This window comes from Escherichia sp. E2586 (genome assembly GCF_005781105.1).
In the GTDB taxonomy this organism is placed as follows: domain Bacteria; phylum Pseudomonadota; class Gammaproteobacteria; order Enterobacterales; family Enterobacteriaceae; genus Escherichia.
Genome location: NZ_VATN01000009.1, coordinates 269,364 through 294,073, shown reverse-complemented (window position 1 = coordinate 294,073; position 24,710 = coordinate 269,364). Strand labels below are relative to the sequence as shown.

General features: G+C 52.9%; 23 protein-coding genes. 13 read left to right on the top strand and 10 right to left on the bottom strand.

Annotated elements, in window-relative coordinates; genetic code table 11:
* Positions 1-174: 174 nt before the first annotated feature.
* Genes astE through astC form a run of 5 tightly spaced genes read right to left on the bottom strand, consistent with a single transcriptional unit; the run spans position 175 to position 6,202 of the window.
* Positions 175-1,143, bottom strand: a complete 969-nt coding sequence (astE, locus tag FEK50_RS11330; RefSeq protein WP_131161166.1) for a succinylglutamate desuccinylase — start codon at positions 1,141-1,143, stop codon at positions 175-177.
* Complete coding sequence (gene astB, locus FEK50_RS11325; RefSeq protein ID WP_131161165.1) at positions 1,136-2,479, bottom strand: N-succinylarginine dihydrolase; 1,344 nt, start codon at positions 2,477-2,479, stop codon at positions 1,136-1,138. The genes astE and astB overlap by 8 nt, the downstream gene beginning before the upstream one ends.
* Positions 2,476-3,954, bottom strand: a complete 1,479-nt coding sequence (gene astD, locus FEK50_RS11320) for a succinylglutamate-semialdehyde dehydrogenase (RefSeq protein ID WP_131161164.1) — start codon at positions 3,952-3,954, stop codon at positions 2,476-2,478. Before astD ends, astB begins: the two co-directional genes overlap by 4 nt.
* Positions 3,951-4,985, bottom strand: a complete 1,035-nt coding sequence (astA, locus tag FEK50_RS11315; RefSeq protein WP_130208322.1) for an arginine N-succinyltransferase — start codon at positions 4,983-4,985, stop codon at positions 3,951-3,953. Before astA ends, astD begins: the two co-directional genes overlap by 4 nt.
* Positions 4,982-6,202, bottom strand: coding sequence for a succinylornithine/acetylornithine transaminase (gene astC, locus FEK50_RS11310; protein ID WP_106905094.1), 1,221 nt, complete (start codon positions 6,200-6,202; stop codon positions 4,982-4,984). Before astC ends, astA begins: the two co-directional genes overlap by 4 nt.
* 445 nt (positions 6,203-6,647) lie before the next feature.
* On the opposite strand from astC, the gene xthA reads away from it, so the two are divergent.
* The 9 genes from xthA to ynjE all read left to right on the top strand — a co-directional run bounded on the left by xthA (position 6,648) and on the right by ynjE (position 14,995).
* Positions 6,648-7,454, top strand: a complete 807-nt coding sequence (xthA, locus tag FEK50_RS11305; RefSeq protein WP_130259859.1) for an exodeoxyribonuclease III — start codon at positions 6,648-6,650, stop codon at positions 7,452-7,454.
* A gap of 167 nt (positions 7,455-7,621) precedes the next feature.
* On the top strand, positions 7,622-8,332 hold the full coding sequence (locus FEK50_RS11300) for a TVP38/TMEM64 family protein (protein ID WP_131161163.1): 711 nt from the start codon (positions 7,622-7,624) through the stop codon (positions 8,330-8,332).
* A 4-nt stretch (positions 8,333-8,336) separates the two neighbouring features.
* A complete protein-coding gene (ydjY, locus tag FEK50_RS11295) occupies positions 8,337-9,014 on the top strand; it encodes a lipoprotein YdjY (RefSeq protein WP_131161162.1) in 678 nt (225 codons plus the stop codon).
* A 14-nt stretch (positions 9,015-9,028) separates the two neighbouring features.
* On the top strand, positions 9,029-9,736 hold the full coding sequence (locus tag FEK50_RS11290) for a TVP38/TMEM64 family protein (protein WP_131161161.1): 708 nt from the start codon (positions 9,029-9,031) through the stop codon (positions 9,734-9,736).
* Positions 9,736-10,284, top strand: a complete 549-nt coding sequence (locus tag FEK50_RS11285) for a carboxymuconolactone decarboxylase family protein (protein WP_131161160.1) — start codon at positions 9,736-9,738, stop codon at positions 10,282-10,284. Before FEK50_RS11290 ends, FEK50_RS11285 begins: the two co-directional genes overlap by 1 nt.
* A 9-nt stretch (positions 10,285-10,293) precedes the next feature.
* Complete coding sequence (locus FEK50_RS11280) at positions 10,294-11,460, top strand: ABC transporter substrate-binding protein (protein WP_131161211.1); 1,167 nt, start codon at positions 10,294-10,296, stop codon at positions 11,458-11,460.
* Entirely contained in the window at positions 11,433-12,968 is a 1,536-nt protein-coding gene (locus FEK50_RS11275; RefSeq protein WP_131161159.1) for an ABC transporter permease subunit, read from the top strand. Before FEK50_RS11280 ends, FEK50_RS11275 begins: the two co-directional genes overlap by 28 nt.
* The gene (locus FEK50_RS11270; protein ID WP_130259865.1) at positions 12,968-13,621 is read left to right on the top strand and encodes an ATP-binding cassette domain-containing protein; all 654 of its coding nucleotides are present in this window, start codon (positions 12,968-12,970) and stop codon (positions 13,619-13,621) included. The genes FEK50_RS11275 and FEK50_RS11270 overlap by 1 nt, the downstream gene beginning before the upstream one ends.
* Before the next feature lie 66 nt (positions 13,622-13,687).
* Positions 13,688-14,995 (top strand): thiosulfate sulfurtransferase YnjE, encoded by a 1,308-nt coding sequence (ynjE, locus tag FEK50_RS11265; protein WP_131161158.1) that lies wholly within the window; start codon positions 13,688-13,690, stop codon positions 14,993-14,995.
* A gap of 8 nt (positions 14,996-15,003) precedes the next feature.
* Here the strand turns inward: ynjE and FEK50_RS11260 are convergent, their stop codons facing one another.
* Positions 15,004-15,624 (bottom strand): CDP-alcohol phosphatidyltransferase family protein, encoded by a 621-nt coding sequence (locus FEK50_RS11260; RefSeq protein WP_130208343.1) that lies wholly within the window; start codon positions 15,622-15,624, stop codon positions 15,004-15,006.
* A gap of 87 nt (positions 15,625-15,711) precedes the next feature.
* Between FEK50_RS11260 and FEK50_RS11255 the strand changes: the two genes are divergently transcribed.
* Positions 15,712-16,119: a pyrimidine (deoxy)nucleoside triphosphate diphosphatase gene (locus tag FEK50_RS11255; RefSeq protein ID WP_131161157.1), complete on the top strand. Its 408-nt coding sequence runs from the start codon at positions 15,712-15,714 to the stop codon at positions 16,117-16,119.
* Here FEK50_RS11255 and FEK50_RS11250 read toward each other — a convergent pair.
* A complete protein-coding gene (locus FEK50_RS11250) occupies positions 16,085-16,357 on the bottom strand; it encodes a YnjH family protein (protein ID WP_131161156.1) in 273 nt (90 codons plus the stop codon). The two genes, FEK50_RS11255 and FEK50_RS11250, sit on opposite strands and share 35 nt — an antisense overlap.
* A 296-nt stretch (positions 16,358-16,653) precedes the next feature.
* Between FEK50_RS11250 and gdhA the strand changes: the two genes are divergently transcribed.
* A complete protein-coding gene (gene gdhA, locus FEK50_RS11245; RefSeq protein ID WP_130259869.1) occupies positions 16,654-17,997 on the top strand; it encodes an NADP-specific glutamate dehydrogenase in 1,344 nt (447 codons plus the stop codon).
* 102 nt (positions 17,998-18,099) lie between these two features.
* On the opposite strand, the gene topB is transcribed toward gdhA, so the two are convergent.
* The 3 genes from topB to FEK50_RS11230 all read right to left on the bottom strand — a co-directional run bounded on the left by topB (position 18,100) and on the right by FEK50_RS11230 (position 21,777).
* Positions 18,100-20,061 (bottom strand): DNA topoisomerase III, encoded by a 1,962-nt coding sequence (gene topB, locus FEK50_RS11240; protein ID WP_131161155.1) that lies wholly within the window; start codon positions 20,059-20,061, stop codon positions 18,100-18,102.
* 4 nt (positions 20,062-20,065) lie between these two features.
* The gene (gene selD, locus FEK50_RS11235) at positions 20,066-21,109 is read right to left on the bottom strand and encodes a selenide, water dikinase SelD (protein WP_001295485.1); all 1,044 of its coding nucleotides are present in this window, start codon (positions 21,107-21,109) and stop codon (positions 20,066-20,068) included.
* A gap of 116 nt (positions 21,110-21,225) precedes the next feature.
* Complete coding sequence (locus FEK50_RS11230) at positions 21,226-21,777, bottom strand: NAD(P)H nitroreductase (protein WP_135524363.1); 552 nt, start codon at positions 21,775-21,777, stop codon at positions 21,226-21,228.
* A 161-nt stretch (positions 21,778-21,938) separates the two neighbouring features.
* On the opposite strand from FEK50_RS11230, the gene sppA reads away from it, so the two are divergent.
* Together sppA and FEK50_RS11220 are read left to right on the top strand one after the other, a co-directional pair.
* On the top strand, positions 21,939-23,795 hold the full coding sequence (sppA, locus tag FEK50_RS11225; RefSeq protein WP_131161154.1) for a signal peptide peptidase SppA: 1,857 nt from the start codon (positions 21,939-21,941) through the stop codon (positions 23,793-23,795).
* A 115-nt stretch (positions 23,796-23,910) separates the two neighbouring features.
* Entirely contained in the window at positions 23,911-24,621 is a 711-nt protein-coding gene (locus FEK50_RS11220) for an SIMPL domain-containing protein (RefSeq protein WP_130218821.1), read from the top strand.
* Positions 24,622-24,710: the final 89 nt, after the last annotated feature.

The window sequence follows — 24,710 nt, the reverse complement described above, 5'->3', positions numbered from 1 at the left end:
AAAAGAAAAATTGAAGGAAATTGATGAATAAATATTACAACACAATGATTTTGCAGAAATTATGAAGGACTATACCTGATAAATGGCGATAAATAAAGCAAACATCCAGGATTAATCCGTATTATTCCGAAAGTCGTTATTAAATACCCGCAGAAACCTTTCTGCGGGCAAGTGTTAGGTTATTTTTTCCAGCATTAATCCCGCGCGTAATCCCAACGCCACCAATGGATTGGGGAATAGCACATATTCAATATCATGAGTCACGGTAAAACGTTCCTCATCATCCTGCGCCAATAACGTTCCTTTCTTAAACGGCGTGAAATTCAGCGTCTCGCTCGCCATATGCAACTCGAAGGCAGCAGTGTGACGGGTAATCTGCGAAACCACCCGGTAACGCTGGGGCAGTTTTCTCTCTATACCGACACTTGCCCCTGCTAACAGCGCAGCAATTGCATTGGTGGTTGGCGCAAACTGACGAAGATCGTTTTGCCCAAACGGCAGTGCTTTGCCTAGCTCCAGCGTACACGCCAGTGCGCCAAAATGTTGGCAGCTGAAATGGGTAAACGTGCCGCCGGGCGCCTGATGAAATACCAACGCCTCTAGCCCTGCCGCGCCCAGCCATATCAGAAAACTTTCGTCCCAGGGAATTTCTCGTTGCGGTAAAACACCAAACCGCTGGTGGTACGAGCCGCGGATGGCTGTATGCAGATCAAGATGCCAGCGAAATGACTCCTTCCCCTGCTGATAAAAATCTTCCAGGCACTGTTCCAGCTCGCGGGCGCGGCAGGTTTCGCTGCTTTCGGCAAATTGCTGCCAGCGTCCGCCAAACATCCGGTTCATATCGCTATGGCAATAGCGCTTTCCTTGCTTGAGCGCAGGGGGATTTCCGAGGATTGCCAACAAGCGCCAGCGTAACTTAATTTCACCGTGATAAATTGCGCCAAGTAAGGCGTCCAGCATTTCTACAGGCGCCGTTTCATTACCGTGGATCCCCGCCGAAATTACCAATGCGCCTTGCGGTGGGATTAATGGCGTCAGTTCCAGCACGCCATCCCCCAGCCAGCGCCAGCGAATACCGTTGATTTCTCTCTCGGTGATGACAGGTTTTTTACCCTCTAATGTCAGAGTGAGAAAATTATCCATTCTCCCCTCCCTCACGCTGGAACGGATAAACCGAACCGAGATTCAATAATTGAGTCAACGCATCCAGTGCTTCCCGCCCTTCGCGCAGCAATTGCGGGTCGGCCAGATCGGCAGCACTCAGACGATCGCGGTAGTAACGATCCACCCAGTCATTGAGCGCATTAAACAGCGTATCATTCATCATCACCGCCGGATTCACCGCCTGACGTTCTTCATCCGTCAACACAACGCGCAAACGCAGGCACGCAGGGCCTCCGCCGTTCGCCATGCTTTCGCGCAAATCAAAAACTTTTAGTGAGCTTATCGGGTTATCCGCAGCAAGGAGTTCATTGAGATAACGCCATACTCCGGCGTGTTCCCGACACTCCTGTGGCAGCACCAGCATCATCGAACCATCATCGCGACTCAACAACTGGCTGTTAAACAGATAGGTCGAGGCAGCATCCGGAACGGAAACCTGCGACGTCGGTACTTCTATCGCCATAAAGCCGTTGACCCGCGAACGCAGGTTTGCCAGTAATTGCGCCTGGCGAGCGAACGCCTGTTGATGGCAAAACAGCACCTGACGGTTACTCACGGCAATCACGTCATTATGAAAAACGCCCTGGTCGATAACGTCCGGGTTTTGCTGGGCGAAAATCACCTGCTGCGGATTAACCTGATTCAGCCTGGCTACCGCCTCGCTGGCTTCGCGGGTCTGCCGCGCCGGATATCGGGAAGGCCGCGTACCGTTACCCTCTTCTCGCCCGTAAACAAAAATCTGCATGCCCGGTTCGCCGTAATGACCGCCGAGGCGATTGTGGTTTGCCGCCCCTTCGTCACCGAGCATCGCCACCTGTGGCAACGCCGAATGGATGGTGAATTTCTCTTTATCGTTAAAAATGGCGTTTAACAGCGATTCGGTGACGGGGGCTTCCAGCGAACGGTGAAATTTATTGTTCAGGTTGGCGACCGTGAAATGTACTTTGCCATCCAGCGTATCGGCGGATGGCGCTACCGTGGCCGCATTAGCTACCCACATTGGCGATGCTGAACTGACGCTGGAAAGCCAGTGTGGTGCCTGGCGGGCAACCTTTTCCAGTACCTGCTCATCGCTGCCGCTGAATCCCAACTGACGCAGCACCGGAATAAACGGACGCTCGTGCGGCGGGATCACCGCCTGGGGAAATCCCGCATCGGCAAGGGCTTTCATTTTCAGTAAGCCTTGCTTCGCCGCCAGTCGTGGATTCGATACCTGAAAACGATGACTGGTGGAGGCTTCATTACCAAACGACAGACCAGCGTAATGGTGCGTCAGCCCCACCAATCCATCGAAATTCACTTCCCGGGCATTCATCGCACCACCTCATCGGAAAAATCCAGCCCGGGGTTAAGCGTTGCGGGCAACGTTAACGAGTCCGACTCCAAGCTCGCCATCGGCCAGGCACAATAATCCGCCGCATACCAGGCGCTGGGGCGATGGTTGCCGGAAGCGCCAATGCCGCCGAATGGTGCTGTACTGGCGGCTCCGGTAAGCGGTTTGTTCCAGTTAACAATTCCTGCCCGCGCTTCCAGTAATAGTTGCTCGAACTTTTCCCGTTTTGGGGAAACCAGCCCACAAGAGAGGCCAAAGCGGGTGTTATTCGCCATCTTTATCGCCCCATCAAAAGTGTCATAACGCCAAACGCGAAGTAGCGGCCCAAACACTTCTTCATCCTGCACGCCTGAAACGCCCGTCATTTCAACGATCCCCGGCGTCAGCAGCGATGTTCCCGCTTGTAGCAAACGTGGCGCAAGCAGCGTTTGCCCGCCCAATGCTTCCAGTTCCTGCCAGGCAGTAACAACCTGCTGTGCGGCCTGTTCAGAAATTAGCCCACCAATAAACGGCTGCGGTTCGTCATCCCATTTCCCCGGCGTTAACCGCTGGCTGACGGCAACAAGGCGAGCAAGAAACGCATCGCCCTGCGCCCCGCTTTTCACCAATAAACGGCGGGCGCAGGTGCAGCGTTGCCCGGCAGTGACAAATGCCGACTGGATAGTCAGATGAACAGCGGCGTCGATATCCACCACGTCATCAATAATCAGCGAGTTATTGCCGCCCATTTCGAGGGCGAGAATTTTTTCCGGCTGACCGGAAAGCTGACGATGTAACTGGTAGCCGGTATTGGCGCTGCCGGTAAACAGCAAGCCGTCGAGATCCTCCAGCGCACTGAGTGCCTGACCGGTTTCGCGCCCACCTTGCACCAGGTTCAGCACGCCCGACGGCAAGCCTGCCTGCTGCCATAAACGCATGACTGCCTCGCCGCTCCAGGGGGTTAGTTCGCTGGGTTTAAAGATTATCGTGTTACCTGCCAGCAGCGCCGGAACGATATGCCCGTTAGGCAGATGCCCGGGGAAATTGTACGGTCCAAACACCGCCAGCACGCCATGTGGACGATGCCGCAAGCTCGCCGCTCCATCCGGCATTTCACTACGCTGCTCTCCCGTGCGAGCGTGATACGCCTTGATTGATATCGCGATCTTATTGATCATCGCCGTCACTTCGGTTGCCGCTTCCCAACGCGGTTTGCCGGTTTCTCTGGCAATAATCGCCGTTAATTCGGCTTTGTTGCTTTCCAGCAGTGCAGCAAATCGTTCAACTCTTACCTGACGATCGCCAAAAGAGAGCCGCGCCCAACGCGGAAACGCTGCACGAGCGGCCCGACAAGCCTGCTCAACCTGAGCAGCATCGGCATCGTTTCCCTGCCATAACACCTCGCCCGATACCGGATTACGCTTCACGCGCAGTGCGCCCTGGCCCGTCACCCAGTCACCGTTGATCCATAAAGTCATGCTGTTTTCTCCTCTGCACACAGGCGCACCAGACGAACGCGATCCCCGGCGTGGCATTTGAGGGCATCCAGTTGTGCGGCGGTTAAAATCAAACGTTCGGTCGCCGGATCGGCTCGCACCAGCAACACGCGGAAATGGTGATAATTTTCATTGGCGACCAGGCAAGCCGGAAAATCTCCCTGTGCAGGTTGTCCTTCCGCTACTTCCACCAGCCGACTTTTGCGGATAGCGCGAACGCGGTCAATGTCACACTCCAGCGTCGGCCCGCCGTCGAAAATGTCGATATAGTTGCGGTAGCGAAAGCCCTCTTTTTCCAGCACCGCCCGCGCGGGCGCAGTTTGCGGATGAACCTGACCGATGACGTCCTGGGCTTCCTGGGATAAAAAGTCCGTATAGATCGGATGTTTCGGCATCAGTTCTGCAATAAATGCCTTTTGCCCGGTGCCGCAGAGAAAATCGGCGCGGCTAAAATCCATCGAAAAGAAGCGTTTACCGAGGCTTTGCCAGAACGGTGAATAGCCGTGTTCGTCAATCACCCCGCGCATTTCCGCGACCACTTTGTCATTAAACTTGTCGCGAAAAGCCGCCATAAACATAAAGCGCGATTTCGACAACAAATAGCCGTTGCCCTCTTTGCGCCAGTCCGGGTCGAGAAACAGCGTGCACAGCTCGCTGCTGCCGGTGTGATCGTTACTGAGAAACAGCGTCGGCAACGCGTTATAGACATTCAGCTCTTTTGAGGCGTGGACCAGCGTGCCGACGCGATAGTTGTACCAGGGATCGTTCAGCCCAACTGCCACCTCTATGGCGCAAATTCCCGCCACAGTACCTGTTTCACTCTCTTCCAGCACAAACACATAGCCCTGCTCGCTTTTGGGCAGTTCGCCCTGCCAGGTTTTGATTGCCCTTTCGATACGTGCCGAAAGCGTGGCTTCATTGGCGGGAAGCGACGTCAGGCCGCCGCCCGTTTTGCTGGCAAGCTGCATCAGCGCTGAGACATCTGATCGCTCAACGGGACGGATGACCATCATGATGAACCTCGGCTAACAAAGTGTTCGCAAGCAGCTGCAAAGCGATCCAGTCCGGTCGTCACCTCTTCTTCGCTGACATTCAGTGCAGGCGCAAAACGCACCACGTTGCCACCCGCAATCAGTACCATCACGCCCGCTTTCGCCGCTTCCTGAGAGATCTGTTTCGCTTGCCCGGCGTAATCGGCATTCAGCACACAGCCAATCAGCAGACCTAAGCCACGAATTTCACTGAACAAACCGCAGCGGTGATTAATGGTATTAAGACGTTCAACAAACCAGTCATGACGCTGTTTAACGCCATTAAGCATCTCTGGCGTGTTGATGAGATCCAGCACTTTGCCTGCCACCGCCGAGGCCAGCGGATTGCCGCCATAGGTGGTGCCATGAGTGCCAACGGTCATCACGCTGGCGCATTCTTCGGTTGCCAACAGAGCGCCAACGGGGAAACCGCCGCCCAGCGCTTTGGCGGTAGTTAACAGATCTGGCGTCACGCCGTAGTGCATATAGGCATACAGTTCCCCGGTGCGCCCGACGCCGGTTTGTACTTCATCAAAAATCAGCAAAGCATTGTGGCGGTCACACAATTCACGCAGACCTTGTAAAAACGCGTTGCTGGCGGGTACCACACCGCCTTCCCCCTGGATGGGCTCGACAATCACCGCACAGGTGGAGTCATCAATCAGCGCGCTGGCAGAGTTAATATCGTTATACGCAGCATGACGGATATCCGGCGGCAGTGGCGCAAAATCCTGTGAATAGGCTGGCTGCCCGCCTGCGCTGACGGTAAACAGCGTGCGCCCGTGAAACGCATTTTTAAATGCCACGATGCCGCTCTTATGGCTGCCGTAGCGGTCGTGGGCGAATTTACGCGCCAGTTTTAGCGCCGCTTCGTTGGCTTCCGCACCTGAGTTACAAAAGAAGACGCGATCGGCAAACGTGGCGTCGATTAATTTTTTCGCCAGTCGTAGTACCGGCTCGTTGGTGTAACCGTTGCCGGTATGCCAGAACTTACTCGCCTGTTCGTTCAGCGCCTCGCGCAGTTCGGGATGCGCATGGCCCAGCGCGTTCACCGCAATGCCACCTGCGAAGTCGATATACTCTTTCCCCTGCTGATCCCACAAGCGCGAACCTTCGCCACGTACCGGTATAAACGGTGCCGGAGCGTAAACAGGTATCATCCATTCATCAAAGTTTTCACGCGTAATTGGCTGAGACATAGCGACCTCCACAGTAAATAATTCGTTATTTATATGTTAATAATAAGTAATGTTTGCGCTGTAAATGTAGATTGCAGGGTTCATGCCAGCCAGGGGGAAAAGTGCATAAATGACGGTCACTAACTGGAAATCAATGAGTTACAACCGAACAATATGCACCTTAAGTGCATATAAAGTGAATATGTTTGCCATGTGGATGAATAAATAGAATAAAAAACGCAATGTTATGCAGAAGTAAAATATAATTCTGGAATTGTGATCATTGGCGAAATTTACTGGAAATTACTGCGCCATTCTGACGCAACTCGCACCAAAAGCGGGCATTTTCTGCGCCATCGTTGACATCATTAACAACCATCGATCAAATCACTTAACAACAGGCAGTAAGTCAGACGAATTTCTGCTAACATCCACGCACTCATTATCAGAATAAATGGCAGCGACTATGAAATTTGTCTCTTTTAATATCAACGGCCTGCGCGCCAGACCACACCAGCTTGAAGCTATCGTCGACAAGCACCAGCCTGATGTGATTGGCCTGCAGGAGACAAAAGTTCATGATGATATGTTTCCGCTCGAAGATGTGGCAAAGCTCGGCTACAACGTGTTTTATCACGGGCAGAAAGGCCATTACGGCGTGGCGCTGTTGACCAAAGAGACGCCGATTGCCGTGCGTCGTGGCTTCCCAGGCGACGGCGAAGAGGCACAACGGCGGATTATTATGGCGGAAATCCCCTCACCGCTAGGCAATGTCACCGTGATCAACGGCTACTTCCCGCAGGGCGAAAGCCGCGACCATCCCATAAAATTCCCGGCTAAAGCACAGTTTTACCAGAACCTGCAAAACTACCTGGAAACCGAACTCAAACGTGATAATCCGGTGCTGATTATGGGCGATATGAATATCAGCCCCACCGACCTGGATATCGGCATTGGCGAAGAGAACCGCAAACGCTGGCTGCGTACTGGTAAATGTTCTTTCCTGCCGGAAGAACGCGAATGGATGGACAGGCTGATAAGTTGGGGGCTGGTCGATACCTTCCGCCATGCGAACCCAGAAACGGCAGATCGCTTCTCGTGGTTTGATTACCGCTCAAAAGGTTTTGACGATAACCGTGGTCTGCGTATCGACCTGCTGCTTGCCAGCCAGCCACTGGCCGAATGCTGCGTAGAAACCGGCATCGACTATGAAATCCGCAGTATGGAAAAACCGTCAGATCACGCACCTGTCTGGGCCACCTTCCGCCGCTAATTTCTCCGTTCTCCTGGCTCGCACTGGGTCAGGAGAATTAACCTTGAGAAAAATCAACAAACTGTCAGTAATGATTTGTTGCCCGCCGTCCTTTGTTATACCGTCACTGCGTTTTTTAGTTGTCTGACCACTTCTCTATTATCAAGTTTGATATAGGAAACTCCACGATGAACGCTGAGCGTAAATTTCTTTTTGCCTGTCTGTTTTTTGCGCTGATAATTTACGCTATCCATGCTTTCGGTTTATTCGATCTACTCACCGATTTACCCCACTTACAGACACTCATTCGCCAGAGCGGATTGTTCGGTTATAGCCTCTATATTCTGTTATTCATCATCGCCACCCTCTTTCTGCTACCGGGCAGCGTACTGGTGATCGCTGGAGGAATAGTTTTTGGCCCGCTAACAGGAACGCTACTTTCGTTAATTGCCGCCACGCTGGCCTCGTCGTGCTCATTCCTGTTGGCGCGCTTTCTGGGGCGTGATTTACTGTTGAAATACGTCGGTCATTGCCACACTTTTCAGGCTATTGAAAAAGGCATTACGCGTAACGGTATCGATTTTCTTATTCTGACCCGCTTAATCCCGCTATTTCCATACAATATTCAAAATTACGCTTACGGATTAACCGCCATCGCCTTCTGGCCTTATACCCTTATTTCGGCATTAACCACTCTGCCTGGAATAGTGATTTATACCGTGATGGCCAGCGATCTTGCCAGTGAAGGCATTACGCTGCGCTTTATTTTACAACTCTGTCTGGCGGGCCTGGCGCTGTTTATTCTCGTCCAGCTCGCCAAACTCTACGCCCGACACAAACATGTGGATCTGTCTGCTTCGCGCCGCAGCCCACTTACTCACACAAAAAATGAAGGATAGAACGATGTTGCAACATTATTCAGTGTCATGGAAAAAAGGACTGGCTGCGCTGTGTTTACTGGCCGTTGCGGGGCTTAGTGGCTGTGATCAAAAAGAGAATACGGCGGCAAAAGTGGAATACGACGGGCTTTCGGACAGCCAGCCGCTGCGTGTCGATGCAAATAACCATACGGTAACCATGCTGGTACAAATTAATGGGCGTTTCCTCACCGACGATACCCGCCACGGTATTGTGTTTAAAGATGGCTCCAACGGACATAAATCGCTGTTTATAGGTTATGCCACGCCGAAAGCATCTTATGAAGCCCTGAAAGAGGCAGGTGGTATGCCGGGCGAAAACATGACGATGGATAATAAAGAAACGACTCATGTCACAGGCAGCAAACTGGATATTTCAGTTAACTGGCAAGGGGCGGCAAAAGCGTATTCCTTCGATGACGTGATTGTTGACAGTAATGGCAAGAAACTGGACATGCGCTTTGGCGGTAATTTAACGGCAGCTGAAGAGAAAAAAACGGGCTGCCTGGTATGTCTGGATAGTTGCCCGGTCGGTATTGTCAGCAATGCGACATACACTTATGGTGCGGTGGAAAAACGCAGCGAAGTGAAATTCAAAGGCAATGCCTCGGTTCTCCCGGCAGATAACACGCTGGCAACGGTGACCTTTAAAATCGCCGAATAAAACCAGGATAAAGGATGATGAAAATGCAATCGCGTAAAATCTGGTACTACCGCATAACCCTCATCATCCTGTTGTTCGCGATGCTGCTGGCATGGGCGCTGCTTCCCGGCGTCCATGATTTTATCAATCGCAGCGTTGCGGCGTTTGCCGCCGTGGACCAACAGGGTATAGAACGCTTTATTCAGTCTTATGGCGCTCAGGCGGCAGTGGTCTCGTTCTTCCTGATGATCTTACAGGCCATTGTCGCGCCGCTGCCTGCGTTTTTAATTACCTTTGCCAATGCGTCGCTTTTTGGCGCGTTCTGGGGCGGTTTGCTGTCGTGGACCAGTTCGATGGCGGGCGCGGCGCTGTGCTTTTTTATCGCCAGAGTGATGGGCCGCGAAGTGGTGGAAAAATTAACCGGCAAAACCGTACTCGACAGCATGGACGGCTTTTTTACCCGCTACGGTAAACACACCATCCTGGTATGCCGGTTATTGCCTTTTGTCCCTTTTGATCCAATCAGCTATGCTGCCGGTTTGACTTCAATACGTTTTCGCTCGTTTTTTATCGCCACCGGGCTCGGTCAGTTACCAGCGACTATTGTTTATTCCTGGGCGGGCAGCATGTTAACAGGCGGTACTTTCTGGTTTGTCACCGGACTGTTTATTCTGTTTGCCCTGACCGTGGTGATTTTTATGGCGAAGAAAATATGGCTTGAGCGCCAGAAGAGGAATGCCTGATGGGGTTACCACCGCTTAGCAAAATTCCTTTCATTTTACGTCCACAGGCGTGGCTGCATCGTCGCCATTACGGCGAGGTGCTAAGCCCCATCCGCTGGTGGGGGCGGATCCCGTTTATCTTTTATCTGGTGTCGATGTTTGTTGGCTGGCTGGAGCGCAAACGCTCACCGCTCGATTCAGTAGTGCGATCGCTTGTCAGCGCGCGTATCGCGCAAATGTGTCTGTGTGAGTTTTGCGTGGATATCACCAGTATGAAAGTCGCCGAGCGTACCGGCAGCACCGATAAATTGCTGGCGGTAGCTGACTGGCGACAAAGCCCGCTCTTCAGCGACGAAGAACGGCTGGCGCTGGAATACGCCGAAGCGGCAAGCGTTACGCCGCCAACGGTCGATGATGCCCTGCGCACCCGACTGACTAGGCATTTTGACGCCCAGGCGCTCACCGAGCTGACGGCATTGATCGGCTTGCAAAATCTGTCAGCCCGTTTTAATTCTGCCATGGACATTCCCGCTCAGGGGCTGTGCCGTATTCCTGACAAACGTTCTTAAGGAGAGATGATGCGCCATTGTGTATGGTTGCTGGGATTGTTATCGCTGTTTTCTTTGGCAACACATGCCAGTGACTGGCAGGATATTAAAAATGAGGCCAAAGGGCAAACCGTCTGGTTTAACGCCTGGGGCGGCGACACCGCGATTAACCGCTATCTCGACTGGGTTAGCGGCGAGATGAAAACCCATTACGCTATAAACCTGAAGATTGTTCGTCTGGCGGATGCCGCAGACGCGGTGAAGCGCATTCAGACAGAAGCCACTGCTGGACGTAAAACGGGCGGCTCGGTGGATCTGCTCTGGGTGAATGGCGAAAACTTCCGCACCTTAAAAGAGGCTAATTTACTGCAAACTGACTGGGCGGAAACGCTACCCAACTGGCGCTATGTCGACACACAGCTGCCGGTGCGAGAAGATTTTTCTGTGCCGACACAAGGTGCGGAATCGCCCTGGGGAGCCGCACAGCTGACATTTATCGCCCGACGCGATCAGACACCACAGCCACCGAAAACGCCACAATCCTTGCTGGAATTTGCCAAAGCCACCCCTGGTACGGTTACCTATCCGCGCCCACCGGACTTTACCGGCACCGCGTTTCTTGAACAGCTGCTGATTATGCTGACGCCCGATCCCGCTGCATTAAAAAAAGCGCCGGACGATGCCACTTTCGCCCGCGTCACTGCGCCATTGTGGCAATATCTTGATGCACTGCATCCGTATTTGTGGCGCGAAGGAAAGGATTTCCCGCCTTCGCCCGCGCGGATGGATGCTCTGCTGAAAGCCGGCACATTGCGCCTGTCGCTGACCTTTAACCCCGCACATGCGCAGCAAAAAATATCCAGCGGCGATTTACCCACCAGCAGTTACAACTTTGGCTTTAGCGAGGGAATGATTGGCAACGTGCATTTCGTCACCATTCCAGCCAACGCAACTGCCAGTGCTGCGGCAAAAGTCGTCGCCAACTTCCTGTTGTCACCTGAAGCACAACTGCGTAAAGCGGATCCCGCTGTCTGGGGCGATCCTTCGGTTCTCGATCTGCAAAAACTACCTGCCGGGCAGCGTGAAACATTGCAATCAAGAATGCCGCAGAATCTGCCGCCGGTACTGGCAGAACCGCATGCTGGTTGGGTAAATGCGCTGGAACAAGAATGGCTACGCCGTTACGGTACGCATTAATTTTTTTGCTGTGGGTGGTGATGGCGGTGATTTACGCACCGCTGGTTCCGTCGGCTTTCACGCTGATAACACCTGCCATGTCGCTGACGCACTGGCAGATGTTATTTGCCGATCCGCAGCTACCACAGGCATTACTGGCAACGCTGGTGTCGACAACCATCGCGGCGGTCGGCGCTTTGTTTATTGCCCTGCTGGTGATAGTAGCGCTATGGCCTGGGCCGAAATGGCAGCGTATGTGCGCCCGTCTGCCGTGGCTACTCGCCATCCCCCACGTGGCTTTTGCCACCAGCGCCCTGCTGCTGTTTGCTGACGGCGGCCTGGTTTATCAGTTTTTCCCTTTTCTCATTCCGCCGATGGACAAATTGGGTATCGGTCTGGGCCTCACCCTTGCGGTGAAAGAAAGCGCATTTCTGCTGTGGATCTTATCGGCAGCACTGAGTGAAAAACGCCTGGTGCAGCAAGTTATTGTACTGGATTCGCTGGGCTACAGCCGCTGGCAATGTCTGAACTGGTTGTTGTTGCCCTCCGTCGCGCCTGCGCTGGCAATGGCGATGCTGGCGATTGTCGCCTGGTCGCTTTCGGTCGTGGATGTAGCGATTATTCTTGGGCCTGGTAATCCACCGTCGCTGGCGGTAATTAGCTGGCAGTGGTTAACCCAGGGCGACATTGACCAACAAACAAAAGGCGCGCTTGCCAGCCTGCTGTTGATGCTGTTACTCACCGCCTACGTTTTGCTTGGTTATCTGCTATGGCGCGCCTGGCGATGCACGCTCCCCCGGGAAGATGGCATTCGCATGCCATCCACGCCTTTATTGCCAGGGAAGATGCTGGCGAAGTTGTTACCCTTAACTGGGGTGCTGTGTGTGATTCTGCTGGCGATCCTCGCGGATCAATCAACGATCAATCACGAGGCGCTGCTCAATAGCCTGACAATGGGACTGGTGGCGACACTCATCGCTTTGGTTCTGTTGCTGCTGTGGCTGGAATGGGGGCCACAACGTCGCCAGTTGTGGCTATGGTTGCCCATATTATTACCCGCCTTGCCACTGGTGGCAGGCCAGTACACGCTGGTGCTATGGCTCAACCTGGATAGTAGCTGGACGGCGGTGGTGTGGGGGCATCTGCTGTGGGTAATTCCGTGGATGTTGTTTATCCTGCAACCCGCCTGGCAGCGCATTGATTCACGGTTAATTTTGATTGCGCAAACACTGGGCTGGTCGCGTGTCAAAATCTTCTTTTACGTGAAATGTCCGCTGATGTTACGCCCTGCGCTGATTGCCTTCGCTGTCGGATTTTCAGTCAGTATTGCGCAGTATATGCCAACGCTGTGGCTGGGAGCCGGACGTTTCTCGACGCTCACCACCGAAGCGGTGGCACTAAGCAGCGGCGGCAGCAACGGTATTCTCGCCGCCCAGGCTTTATGGCAACTGCTATTGCCGCTTATTATTTTTGCCCTGACCGCGTTAGTCGCAAAATGGGTAGGTTATGTCAGACAAGGACTCCGCTAATGCTCTGCGTGAAAAATGTTTCGCTACGTTTACCAGAAAGCCGCTTGCTGACAAACGTTAACTTTACAGTCAATAAAGGTGACATTGTCACGTTAATGGGTCCCTCAGGCTGCGGTAAATCTACGCTGTTTTCATGGATGATTGGTGCGCTGGCCGGGCAATTTTCTTGTACAGGTGAGCTATGGCTCAATGATCAACGTATCGATACCCTGCCCACCGCCCGGCGTCAGATTGGCATTCTTTTCCAGGATGCACTGTTATTTGACCAGTTCAGCGTCGGACAAAATTTACTGCTGGCGCTACCGTCGACGCTCAAGGGGACTGACAGGCGCAATGCCGTGAAAGACGCGCTTGAGCGAGCGGGACTGGCTGAAACTTATCACCAGGATCCTGCGACATTATCAGGCGGTCAGCGAGCGCGGGTGGCCCTGCTGCGCGCCCTTCTCGCACAGCCAAAGGCATTATTGCTTGATGAACCGTTCAGCCGTCTTGACGTAGCTCTGCGCGATAATTTTCGTCAGTGGGTATTCAATGAAGTTCGCGAGCTGGCGATCCCCGTCGTTCAGGTAACCCACGATCTTCAGGATGTTCCTGCCGATAGTCCCGTTCTGGATATGACGCAGTGGTCAGAAAATTACAACAAACTGCGGTAACGCAAAGTTTTCCCCGATGTGTCAGTTCAGAATGGCGCACTCAAAACTACAATGTCGGGATTTTCGATGAAACGTGTTTCTCAAATGACCGCGCTGGCAATGGCTTTAGGGCTGGCTTGCGCTTCTTCGTGGGCCGCTGAACTGGCGAAGCCTCTTACACTTGACCAGCTTCAACAACAAAATGGCAAAGCGATTGATACTCGCCCCAGCGCGTTTTATAACGGCTGGCCACAAACCTTAAATGGCCCTTCCGGTCATGAACCTGCCGCCTTAAACCTTTCTGCAAGCTGGCTCGACAAAATGAGCACTGAGCAGCTCAACGAGTGGATCAAGCTACATAACCTGAAAACGGATGCCCCGGTGGCGCTGTACGGTAATGACAAAGATGTCGATGCCGTCAAAACGCGACTACAAAAAGCAGGCTTTACGCATATCTCTATCTTGAGTGATGCACTAAGCGAACCTTCCCGACTGCAAAAACTGCCTCACTTTGAACAGCTGGTATATCCGCAGTGGCTGCATGACCTGCAACAAGGTAAAGAAGTTACGGCGAAACCTGCGGGTGACTGGAAAGTGATCGAAGCGGCCTGGGGCGCACCTAAGCTTTACCTTATCAGCCATATTCCCGGCGCTGACTACATCGATACCAACGAAGTGGAAAGCGAACCGCTGTGGAACAAAGTTTCTGATGAACAGCTTAAAGCAATGCTGGCGAAGCACGGCATTCGTCATGACACCACGGTCATTCTGTACGGGCGTGATGTTTACGCCGCAGCGCGCGTGGCGCAAATTATGCTCTACGCTGGCGTGAAAGATGTCCGCCTTCTGGACGGCGGTTGGCAAACCTGGTCCGACGCAGGTCTGCCCGTTGAGCGCGGTACGCCACCGAAAGTGAAAGCGGAACCAGACTTCGGCGTGAAGATCCCTGCGCAACCACAACTGATGCTTGATATGGAGCAGGCTCGCGGGCTGCTGCATCGCCAGGATGCATCGCTGGTGAGCATTCGTTCGTGGCCAGAATTTATCGGTACGACCAGCGGTTACAGCTACATTAAACCAAAAGGTGAAATAGCCGGGGCACGTTGGGGACACGCAGGCAGCGACTCGACCCATATGGAAGATTTCCATAACCCAGATGGCACCATGCGCAGCGCCGATGATATTGCCGCTATGTGGAAAGCGTGGAATATCAAACCAGATCAGCAAGTTTCATTCTACTGCGGCACCGGCTGGCGCGCGTCTGAAACCTTTATGTACGCACGCGCCATGGGCTGGAATAACGTCTCCGTTTATGACGGTGGCTGGTACGAATGGAGCAGCGATCCGAAAAACCCGGTAGCAACCGGTGAACGCGGCCCGGACAGCAGCAAATAACATTGCAATTACTGACGCTGGAGCGACTTCAGCGTCAGATATCCACTCCAAATCCGCGTAAATGTTGTCATCCAACAAAGCGCGCCAAATATCCACGCAAACCACGGGAAATATTCCGGAAAGAGACAACTTAAAACAAACAGCAAAATCGTCTCGCTGCCTTCTGTTAACCCGCCCAGATAGTAAAACGATTTGTGCGCATAACCGGGATTATCAATCTGATGTTTCGCCGCCAGTGCAGCAAATGCGAGAAAACTGCTGCCCGTGCCGATAAACGCAAACAGCAGCCAGCCGCCCGCCAGCGCATTTTGTTCCGGTGCGGCGAGAATAAACCCGAACGGTACCAGCGCGTAAAAAAGAAAATCCAACGAAATATCAAGAAAGCCCCCCGCGTCGGTTAACCCTCTGCGCCGCGCCAGCGCACCGTCCAGACCATCAAGCAACCTGTTCAGTAAAATGGCAATCAGCGCCGCCAGATACCAGTCCAGTGCCAGAAACGGCAGTGCCAGCACGCCGATGGCAAATCCCACTAACGTTAAACCATCAGGTGTAATGCCAGGTTTATCCAGAACCCGCACGCACTGATGCAACAAAGGCTTAATTCGGGGATGAAGATGGCGGTCTAACACGGGTACTCCTTAAGAAATAAAACCCTTCAGCTCGGGCAACACTGCGGATATTATGGCATTTTTCCTGTATTCGACCGTGTGTAATTTATGGAAATGATTGATGTTGTTGCCGCCATTATCGAACGGGATGGCAAAATTTTAATCGCGCAACGCCCTGCGCATAGCGATCAAGCGGGATTATGGGAATTTGCTGGTGGTAAAGTCGAACCAGGAGAAAGCCAGCCGCAGGCGCTGATACGCGAGCTGCGTGAAGAGCTCGGTATCGATGCTATCATCGGGAAATATGTAGCCAGCCACCAGCGGGAAGTTTCAGGGCGTATTATCAATCTTCATGCCTGGCACGTACCCGACTTCCACGGGACGTTACAGGCACATGAGCATCAGGCTTTGGTCTGGTGCTCACCTGAAGAGGCGATGCAATATCCGCTGGCCCCTGCTGACATTCCACTATTAAAGGCGTTTATGGCTTTACGCGCCGCCAGACCAGCGGATTAGTGCTAATGGTTTTATCATCCCGCTGGCATTGCAGCAGTATTCCCTCGGCTTTAATCACTGCCCCTTCGGAATAGTTTTGATCCTGATAAACGCAGCACTGGTTACAGGGCTGCGCTGACTGTCCGCCAGAATTAAACACTTCCGGCGGCACATTTACCTGCACATCCGGACGATAATTCTGATTAGCCAGCGCAAAAAACGGGAATACCAACGCTACGGCGAGCAATGCTCGATTCACAAGAAACTCCTTATATTTCGTTGTCTCTGCTACTGATAACGGTAACCTGGCGGGAAAACTTTAGCGTCTGGTTGCCGGATGCGACGTGAATGCCTTATCCACCAAATGTCCCCATTTTGGTAGGCCGAAGAAGATGTATCCGACATTAGGCGGCGTTTATAAATTCCTCACATTATTAATTTGCTTTCCGGTGCCATTTTTTACTTGCTTACCGTCACATTCTTGATGGTATAGTCGAAAACTGCAAAACAAACAACATACGCACAATCGTCTTAATATATAAGGGTTTTATATCTATGGATCAGACATATTCTCTGGAGTCATTCCTCAACCATGTACAAAAGCGCGACCCGAATCAAACCGAGTTCGCGCAGGCCGTTCGTGAAGTAATGACTACTCTCTGGCCTTTTCTTGAACAAAATCCCCAATATCGCCAGATGTCATTACTGGAGCGCCTGGTTGAACCGGAGCGCGTGATCCAGTTTCGCGTGGTATGGGTTGACGATCGCAACCAGGTGCAGGTCAACCGAGCATGGCGCGTCCAGTTCAGCTCCGCCATCGGTCCGTACAAAGGCGGTATGCGTTTCCACCCGTCAGTTAACCTCTCAATTCTCAAATTCCTCGGCTTCGAGCAAACCTTCAAAAATGCCCTGACTACCCTGCCGATGGGCGGTGGTAAAGGTGGCAGCGATTTCGACCCGAAAGGGAAAAGCGAAGGCGAAGTGATGCGTTTCTGCCAGGCACTGATGACTGAACTGTATCGCCACCTGGGCGCGGATACCGACGTTCCGGCAGGTGATATCGGCGTTGGAGGTCGTGAAGTTGGCTTTATGGCAGGGATGATGAAAAAGCTGTCTAACAATACCGCCTGCGTCTTCACCGGTAAGGGTCTTTCTTTTGGCGGCAGTCTGATTCGCCCGGAAGCCACCGGTTACGGTCTGGTTTATTTCACTGAAGCGATGCTGAAACGCCACGGTATGGGTTTTGAAGGAATGCGCGTTTCCGTTTCTGGCTCCGGCAACGTCGCCCAGTACGCTATCGAAAAAGCGATGGAATTTGGCGCTCGCGTGGTCACGGCATCAGACTCCAGCGGCACAGTGGTTGATGAAAGCGGATTCACAAAAGAGAAACTGGCGCGTCTTATCGAAATCAAAGCCAGCCGCGATGGTCGCGTTGCCGATTACGCCAAAGAGTTTGGTCTGGTCTATCTCGAAGGCCAACAGCCGTGGTCTGTGCCGGTTGATATCGCCCTGCCTTGCGCCACCCAGAACGAACTGGACGTAGATGCCGCGCATCAGCTTATCGCCAATGGCGTTAAAGCCGTCGCCGAAGGGGCAAATATGCCAACCACCATCGAAGCGACTGAACTGTTCCAGCAGGCAGGCGTACTGTTTGCTCCGGGTAAAGCGGCTAATGCTGGCGGTGTAGCAACATCGGGCCTGGAAATGGCGCAAAACGCTGCGCGTCTGGGCTGGAAAGCCGAGAAAGTTGACGCCCGTTTGCATCACATCATGCTGGATATCCACCATGCCTGTGTTGAGCATGGTGGTGAAGGTGAGCAAACCAACTACGTGCAGGGCGCGAACATTGCCGGTTTTGTGAAGGTTGCCGATGCAATGCTGGCGCAGGGTGTGATTTAAATCATTAGCGCCGCATCAGGCATCTGCCGGATGCGGCGTGAACGCCTTATCCGGCCTACGAAAGGTGCTGTATCAGTGAGTTGGGATTCAGGCATCCGACCTTTATGTTATCACTCCACTGCCCGCTTCATCTGCTGGCGGACTTTTTTTCGCACTACGTTTACGCGGAGCAGCCTTTTTCTTATCAGCACTGCCACCACTGCCCGGAGCCACTATGCCGCGAAACTGCCGCACCGGCGTACGTTTGGCTTGATCAATTAGCTGATATAGCGTCCCCACCAGCGGCTGCATAAAGTCCTGATAGCGACACTGCTTTTCGCTGATTTGCGTCAGCACCGATTCCCAGTGCGCGGTCATGTCCGGTCGCGTAGCCATTTCTGGCAGCGAATGGAATAACGCTTTTCCGGCGTCGGTGGAGTGGATATAGCGCCCTTTTTTGGTCAGGAAACCACGCTTGAACAACAGTTCAATAATCCCGGCACGCGTTGCTTCTGTCCCCAGACCATCGGTCGCACGAAGGATCTTTTTCAGATCTTTGTCCTGCACAAAGCGCGCGATCCCGGTCATCGCGGAGAGCAGTGTTGCATCGGTAAAATGGCGTGGCGGCTGGGTTTGCCGCTCTACCACTTCACCTTTTTCACACAGCAACTCATCGCCTTTCGCGACTACAGGCAGTGGCGTGCCGTCGTTTTCTTCATCGCGCTCTTTGCTGCCTAACAGCGTGCGCCAGCCTGCTTCGGCAAGAAAACGGGCTTTAGCGACAAATTTGCCTTTGGCTATTTCCAGTTCGATAACACACTTGCGGAACACCGCATCCGGGCAGAACTGCATCAGGTATTGACGAGCAATCAGGTTATAGACCTTCGATTCGTTCTCCGTCAGGTTGATGGCAGAACTACGCGCGGTCGGGATAATGGCGTGGTGAGCATCGACCTTTTTGTCATCCCAGCAGCGGTTGCGTAAATTCGGGTCAACCACCGGCTGCGGCAATAGCCCCGGTGCATGAACGCTGATGGCATTCATCACCGCGTGGCGTCCGGCAAAATGTTCTTCTGGCAAATAACGACAATCGGAACGCGGATAAGTGATTAGCTTGTGCGTTTCGTATAGCTTCTGGCAGATATCAAGCACGTTCTGCGCACTCAGACCAAAGCGTTTTGCCGCTTCAATCTGCAACGCCGAAAGCGAAAACGGCAGCGGCGCGGATTCTGATTCCCGTTTATCGTTATAGCTGGTGACAATAGCCGGTTGACCGCTGATGCGGTTAACCACATGCTCCGCCAGCGGGCGATGCAATAAACGCCCTTCTTCATCCTGGTACGGCTCGCACGCTTCGCTAGGCTGCCAGATGGCGGTAAATCGTTCATCGGCAGGCGTCACAATGTGCGCTTTGACTTCAAAGAAATCTTTTGCCACGAAGTTTTCTATTTCTTCATCGCGCCGCACCACCAGCCCAAGAACGGGAGTCTGTACGCGCCCAACAGAAAGCACACCCTGATAGCCAGCATTGCGACCGAGAATGGTATACGCGCGGGTCATATTGATACCGTATAGCCAATCGGCACGCGCTCGCGCCAGTGCAGAAACGCATAGCGGTACAAACTCGCTATTGGAGCGAAGACGATCGATCGCCCGCTCAACCGCCTGCGGGTTCAGGTCGTTGATCAAGCAACGCTGAACTTGCTGGCGCTTTTCCGGTGCCAGTTGCAGGTAGTCCAGCACTTCATCCACCAGCAATTGCCCTTCACGATCCGGGTCACCGGCATGAACAATTTCGCTGGCTTCATGCAGAAAGCGTTTAATGACGTTAAGTTGTTTGGTTACGGAGGGGCGCGGTTGCAGTTGCCACTTTTCCGGGACAATCGGCAAATCCGCCAGATTCCAGCGCGCATAGCGGCTGTCGTAGACGTCTGGCTGCGCCTGCTCAAGCAGGTGACCGATACACCAGGTCACCACCTGACCATTGCCGCACTCGATAAAGCCATCGCCTTTACGGTGCGGTTTGGGCAGGACATCAGCAATAGCGCGTGCCAGACTCGGTTTTTCGGCTATAAACAACCGCATTGAATTAACGGATCTCAACCATGGCACGACCGCCACGCGCAGGCACCAGCTCGCCAATCGCCGTCAGTTCAATGCCAAACTCGGCTGCGGTAGCTTTGACTTCATTTTCAGCTTCCGGCATAACCGCCAGCAGCAAGCCACCTGAAGTTTGCGGATCGCACAACAGATCGCGCACTTCACGCGGCATTTCGCCCATCAAATGTCCGTAGCTGGCAAAGTTGCGTTCGGTGCCACCCGGCACAGCGCCCAGTTTAATGTACTCTTCCACGCCCGGCAGTTTCGGGATCGCTTCATAATCGACGCGAGCCTGCACGCCTGCCCCCTGGCACATTTCGCTCAAATGGCCCAGCAGACCAAAACCGGTGACGTCGGTCATCGCTTTTACGCCTTCAATGTTGGCAAATGACGCACCTGCGATATTCATCCGGCACATCACTTCCGTCGCCAGCCCCTGATGCTCTGGTTTGAGCAGTGATTTTTTCTCAGCCGTGGTGAGAACGCCAATCCCCAGAGGTTTCGTCAGGAACAGTTTGCATCCGGCTTGTGCGGTACTGTTTTTCTTCACTCGCTCGGTCGGTACGATCCCCGTAACCGCCAGACCAAAAATCGGCTCCGGCGCATCGATGGAGTGACCGCCAGCCAGCGCAATACCCGCCTGACGACATGCATAGCGTCCACCTTCAGTCACTTCGCGGGCAATTTCCGGGGAAAGTTTATTAATCGGCCAGCCAAGGATCGCAATGGCCATAATCGGTTTGCCGCCCATCGCGAAGATATCGCTGATGGCGTTAGTCGCCGCAATGCGACCAAAATCGAAAGGATTATCAACGATCGGCATAAAGAAATCGGTGGTGCTGATGACACTGGTGCCATTACCAAGATCGTATACTGCCGCATCGTCGCGGGTTTCGTTTCCCACGAGCAAATTCGGATCAACAAACTTCGCCTGCTCGCTGTGCAGAATGGTTTCCAACACTTTTGGGGAAATTTTACAGCCGCAACCTGCTCCGTGGCTGTATTGGGTCAAACGAATCGAGTTCTCGCTCATGGACATCTCCTGTCAATGCAATCCGGGTATGGTAACCTTCATTCCGTGAAGTGATAAGTGAGAGTGTCTGAATTCCTGCGCCTTTGCTCATAATCCAGACAGTTTTGCGAAAATTATCAAAAATAAGTCACAAACGGCGTCGGATCCGGAACGTTAATCGACGTTGACGCTTTCAATTGCGGCGTGCCGAGATAGAGAAAGCCGACAATTTTATCCTGCTCCCGACAACCGAACGCCTCGCGCACCACCGGACTTTCGGTTAACCCGCCACTACGCCAGATGCCGCCAAAGCCCTGGGCAACCGCCGCCATTTGCATCGCCATAACCGTGCAACCTGCTGACATCTCCTGCTCCCAACGCGGGACTTTATGATTTTCTTCACATTTCGCCACCACGGTGATGATGAGCGGCGCACGGAACGGGGCATTACGGGCTTTGTCGATAGCTTTATCATCACTACCCGCAGCAATTGCACCCTGTTGCAGCACGGTACTGAAACGTTCGCGGCCTTCCCCTTCAATCACAAAAAAATGCCACGGTTGCATGGACTTATGGTCCGGTGCACGCATTCCGGCACGCAGGATATTTTGCAGTTGTTCGCCAGTCGGCGCAGGTTCAGCCAGACGTGAGGCGCTTCGGCGGTTGATCAATAGTTCGAGTGCATCCATTTGATTAACTCCTGTCATGATGTTTATTCACAAAATTAACACGAGAGTGGATTTTGTTACAGCACAGTCCGCGATTCCTGCTGACAAGTGCCGGTTGGGTCATTACGATAACCACATCTATTGCACCTGCAACAGGTGTGACCTTTAGTCTGGGAGAATACATGCGAACCCTTTGGCGATTTATTGCCGGATTTTTTAAATGGACGTGGCGTCTGCTCAATTTTGTCCGTGAAATGGTACTTAACCTGTTCTTTATTTTCCTCGTGCTGGTTGGCGTGGGGATCTGGATGCAGGTCAGTAGTAGCGATACCAAAGAAACCGCCGGTCGTGGCGCATTACTGCTCGATATTTCAGGCGTGATCGTCGATAAGCCCGACAGTTCGCAGCGGTTTAGTAAGTTAAGCCGCCAGCTGCTTGGCGCTAGTTCCGATCGTCTGCAGGAAAATTCGCTGTTTGATATCGTGAACACGATTCGCCAGGCTAAAGATGACCGGAATATCACCGGTATCGTGATGGATCTGAAAAACTTTGCGGGCGGCGATCAACCTTCCATGCAATATATTGGTAAGGCTCTGAAAGAGTTTCGTGACAGCGGTAAACCGGTTTATGCCATTGGTGAGAACTATAGCCAGGGGCAATATTACCTCGCCAGTTTCGCCAACAAAATTTGGCTGTCCCCGCAAGGCGTGGTTGATCTGCACGGTTTTGCCACCAACGGTCTGTACTACAAATCGTTGCTGGATAAGCTGAAAGTTTCCACCCATGTGTTCCGCGTGGGTACGTATAAATCTGCCGTTGAACCGTTTATTCGTGATGATATGTCCCCGGCGGCTCGCGAAGCCGATAGCCGTTGGATTGGCGAACTGTGGCAAAACTATCTCAACACCGTTGCCGCTAACCGCCAGATCTCTGCCCAGCAGGTATTCCCTGGGGCGCAAGGGTTACTTGCTGGCTTAACCGAAACGGGCGGCGATACTGCGAAGTACGCGCTGGACAACAAACTGGTCGACGCGCTGGCAACGAATGCCGAAATTGAAAAAGCCTTGACCAAAGAGTTTGGCTGGAGCAAGGCTGATAAAAATTATCGCGCCATCAGTTATTACGATTACGCCCTGAAAACTCCGGCAGATACCGGCGACAGCATCGGTGTCGTCTTCGCTAATGGCGCGATTATGGATGGCGAAGAAACTCAGGGGAATGTTGGCGGCGATACGACTGCGGCACAAATCCGTGACGCTCGCCTTGATCCGAAAGTGAAAGCGATCGTTCTGCGCGTAAACAGCCCTGGCGGAAGCGTAACGGCTTCTGAAGTGATTCGCTCTGAACTGGCAGCTGCCAGAGCCGCTGGCAAGCCTGTGGTTGTGTCAATGGGCGGTATGGCGGCATCCGGTGGTTACTGGATCTCCACGCCGGCCAATTACATTGTGGCTAACCCGAGCACCCTGACCGGTTCTATCGGGATCTTCGGCGTGATCACCACTGTAGAAAACAGCCTTGATTCGATTGGTGTACATACCGATGGCGTGTCTACATCACCACTGGCAGATGTTTCCATCACTAAATCACTGCCACCCGAAGTGCAGCAGATGATGCAATTGAGCATTGAGAACGGCTATAAACGCTTTATCACGCTGGTTGCTGATTCGCGTAATTCGACGCCAGAGCAGATTGATAAAATCGCCCAGGGTCATGTCTGGACCGGTCAGGATGCAAAAGCGAATGGGCTGGTCGATAGTCTCGGTGATTTCGATGATGCAGTTGCCAAAGCGGCTGAACTGGCAAAACTGAAACAATGGCATCTGGAATATTACGTCGATGAACCGACCTTCTTCGACAAGGTGATGGACAACATGTCAGGTTCAGTACGGGCAATGCTGCCAGATACGCTCCAGGCCATGCTGCCTGCGCCGCTGGCCTCAGTCGCTTCAACCGTTAAAAGCGAAGGCGACAAGCTGGCGGCCTTTAACGATCCGCAAAACCGTTACGCGTTTTGCCTGACCTGCGCCAACGTGCGTTAATTCCTGCAAATATGTGGCCGATATGTTGTCGGCCACACTCCTGAACCGGACTGTCTTTCACTCCCTCTCTCCACTACATTCCCTTGCTCATTTAGCATCTGTCATGGAGTCATCAGTGAATAAGGCACCCTCTTTAATTGCCGCTATTGTCCTCGGACTGGGGATCAGCGCCTGTGGTTATTTTGTTGGCGATGGTGTTAAACATCTAAAAACCAACAACCGTTATGTGAACGTGCGGGGGCTTTCAGAAAAAGAAGTTCGCGCAGATACGGCTGAATTAACAATTGCTATCAACTTTAAGGGTAATGTTCCTGGCGAACTGTTCCCGAAACTTGAAGATGCGCAGAAAAAGATTGTTGCCGAATTCCACGCTCAGGGGATTAACGACAAAGAGATCAACGTGGGTCAATGGACAAGTAAGCGAACGGATGCCTTTTACCTCAAAGATGATCCGACGATGCCACGCTATAACGCTGACGGGTCTGTTACGATAAAAACGCATAACGTTGCTGCCGTCGAAAAAATCGTCGCTAAATTAAACGACCTGCAAATCGCCACAGATGGCGCGATCGCTGATAGCAAAATCGCCTACCGCTTTAATGGTATTGGCGCAGTTCGCGCGGAGATGATTGCTGCCGCAACGAAAGACGCACGTAACGCAGCATTACAGTTTGCGACGGATTCAGGTAGTCAGGTGGGGTCCATTAGCGATGCGTCACAAGGCGTGTTCCAGATTTTCGCCAGTGGCAGTGACGAAGATGATCCCTCGGCGATTAACAAAACGGTGCGTGTAGTCACGACCGTAACCTATGCGTTGCAGGATTAACCATTTTTCTCCGGCGGAACGCTAATCCCTCTGTTCCGCCGGGCTTTTCTCATATCCACAGAGTATCCAGGTGCGCTTGCTGCCCCTCA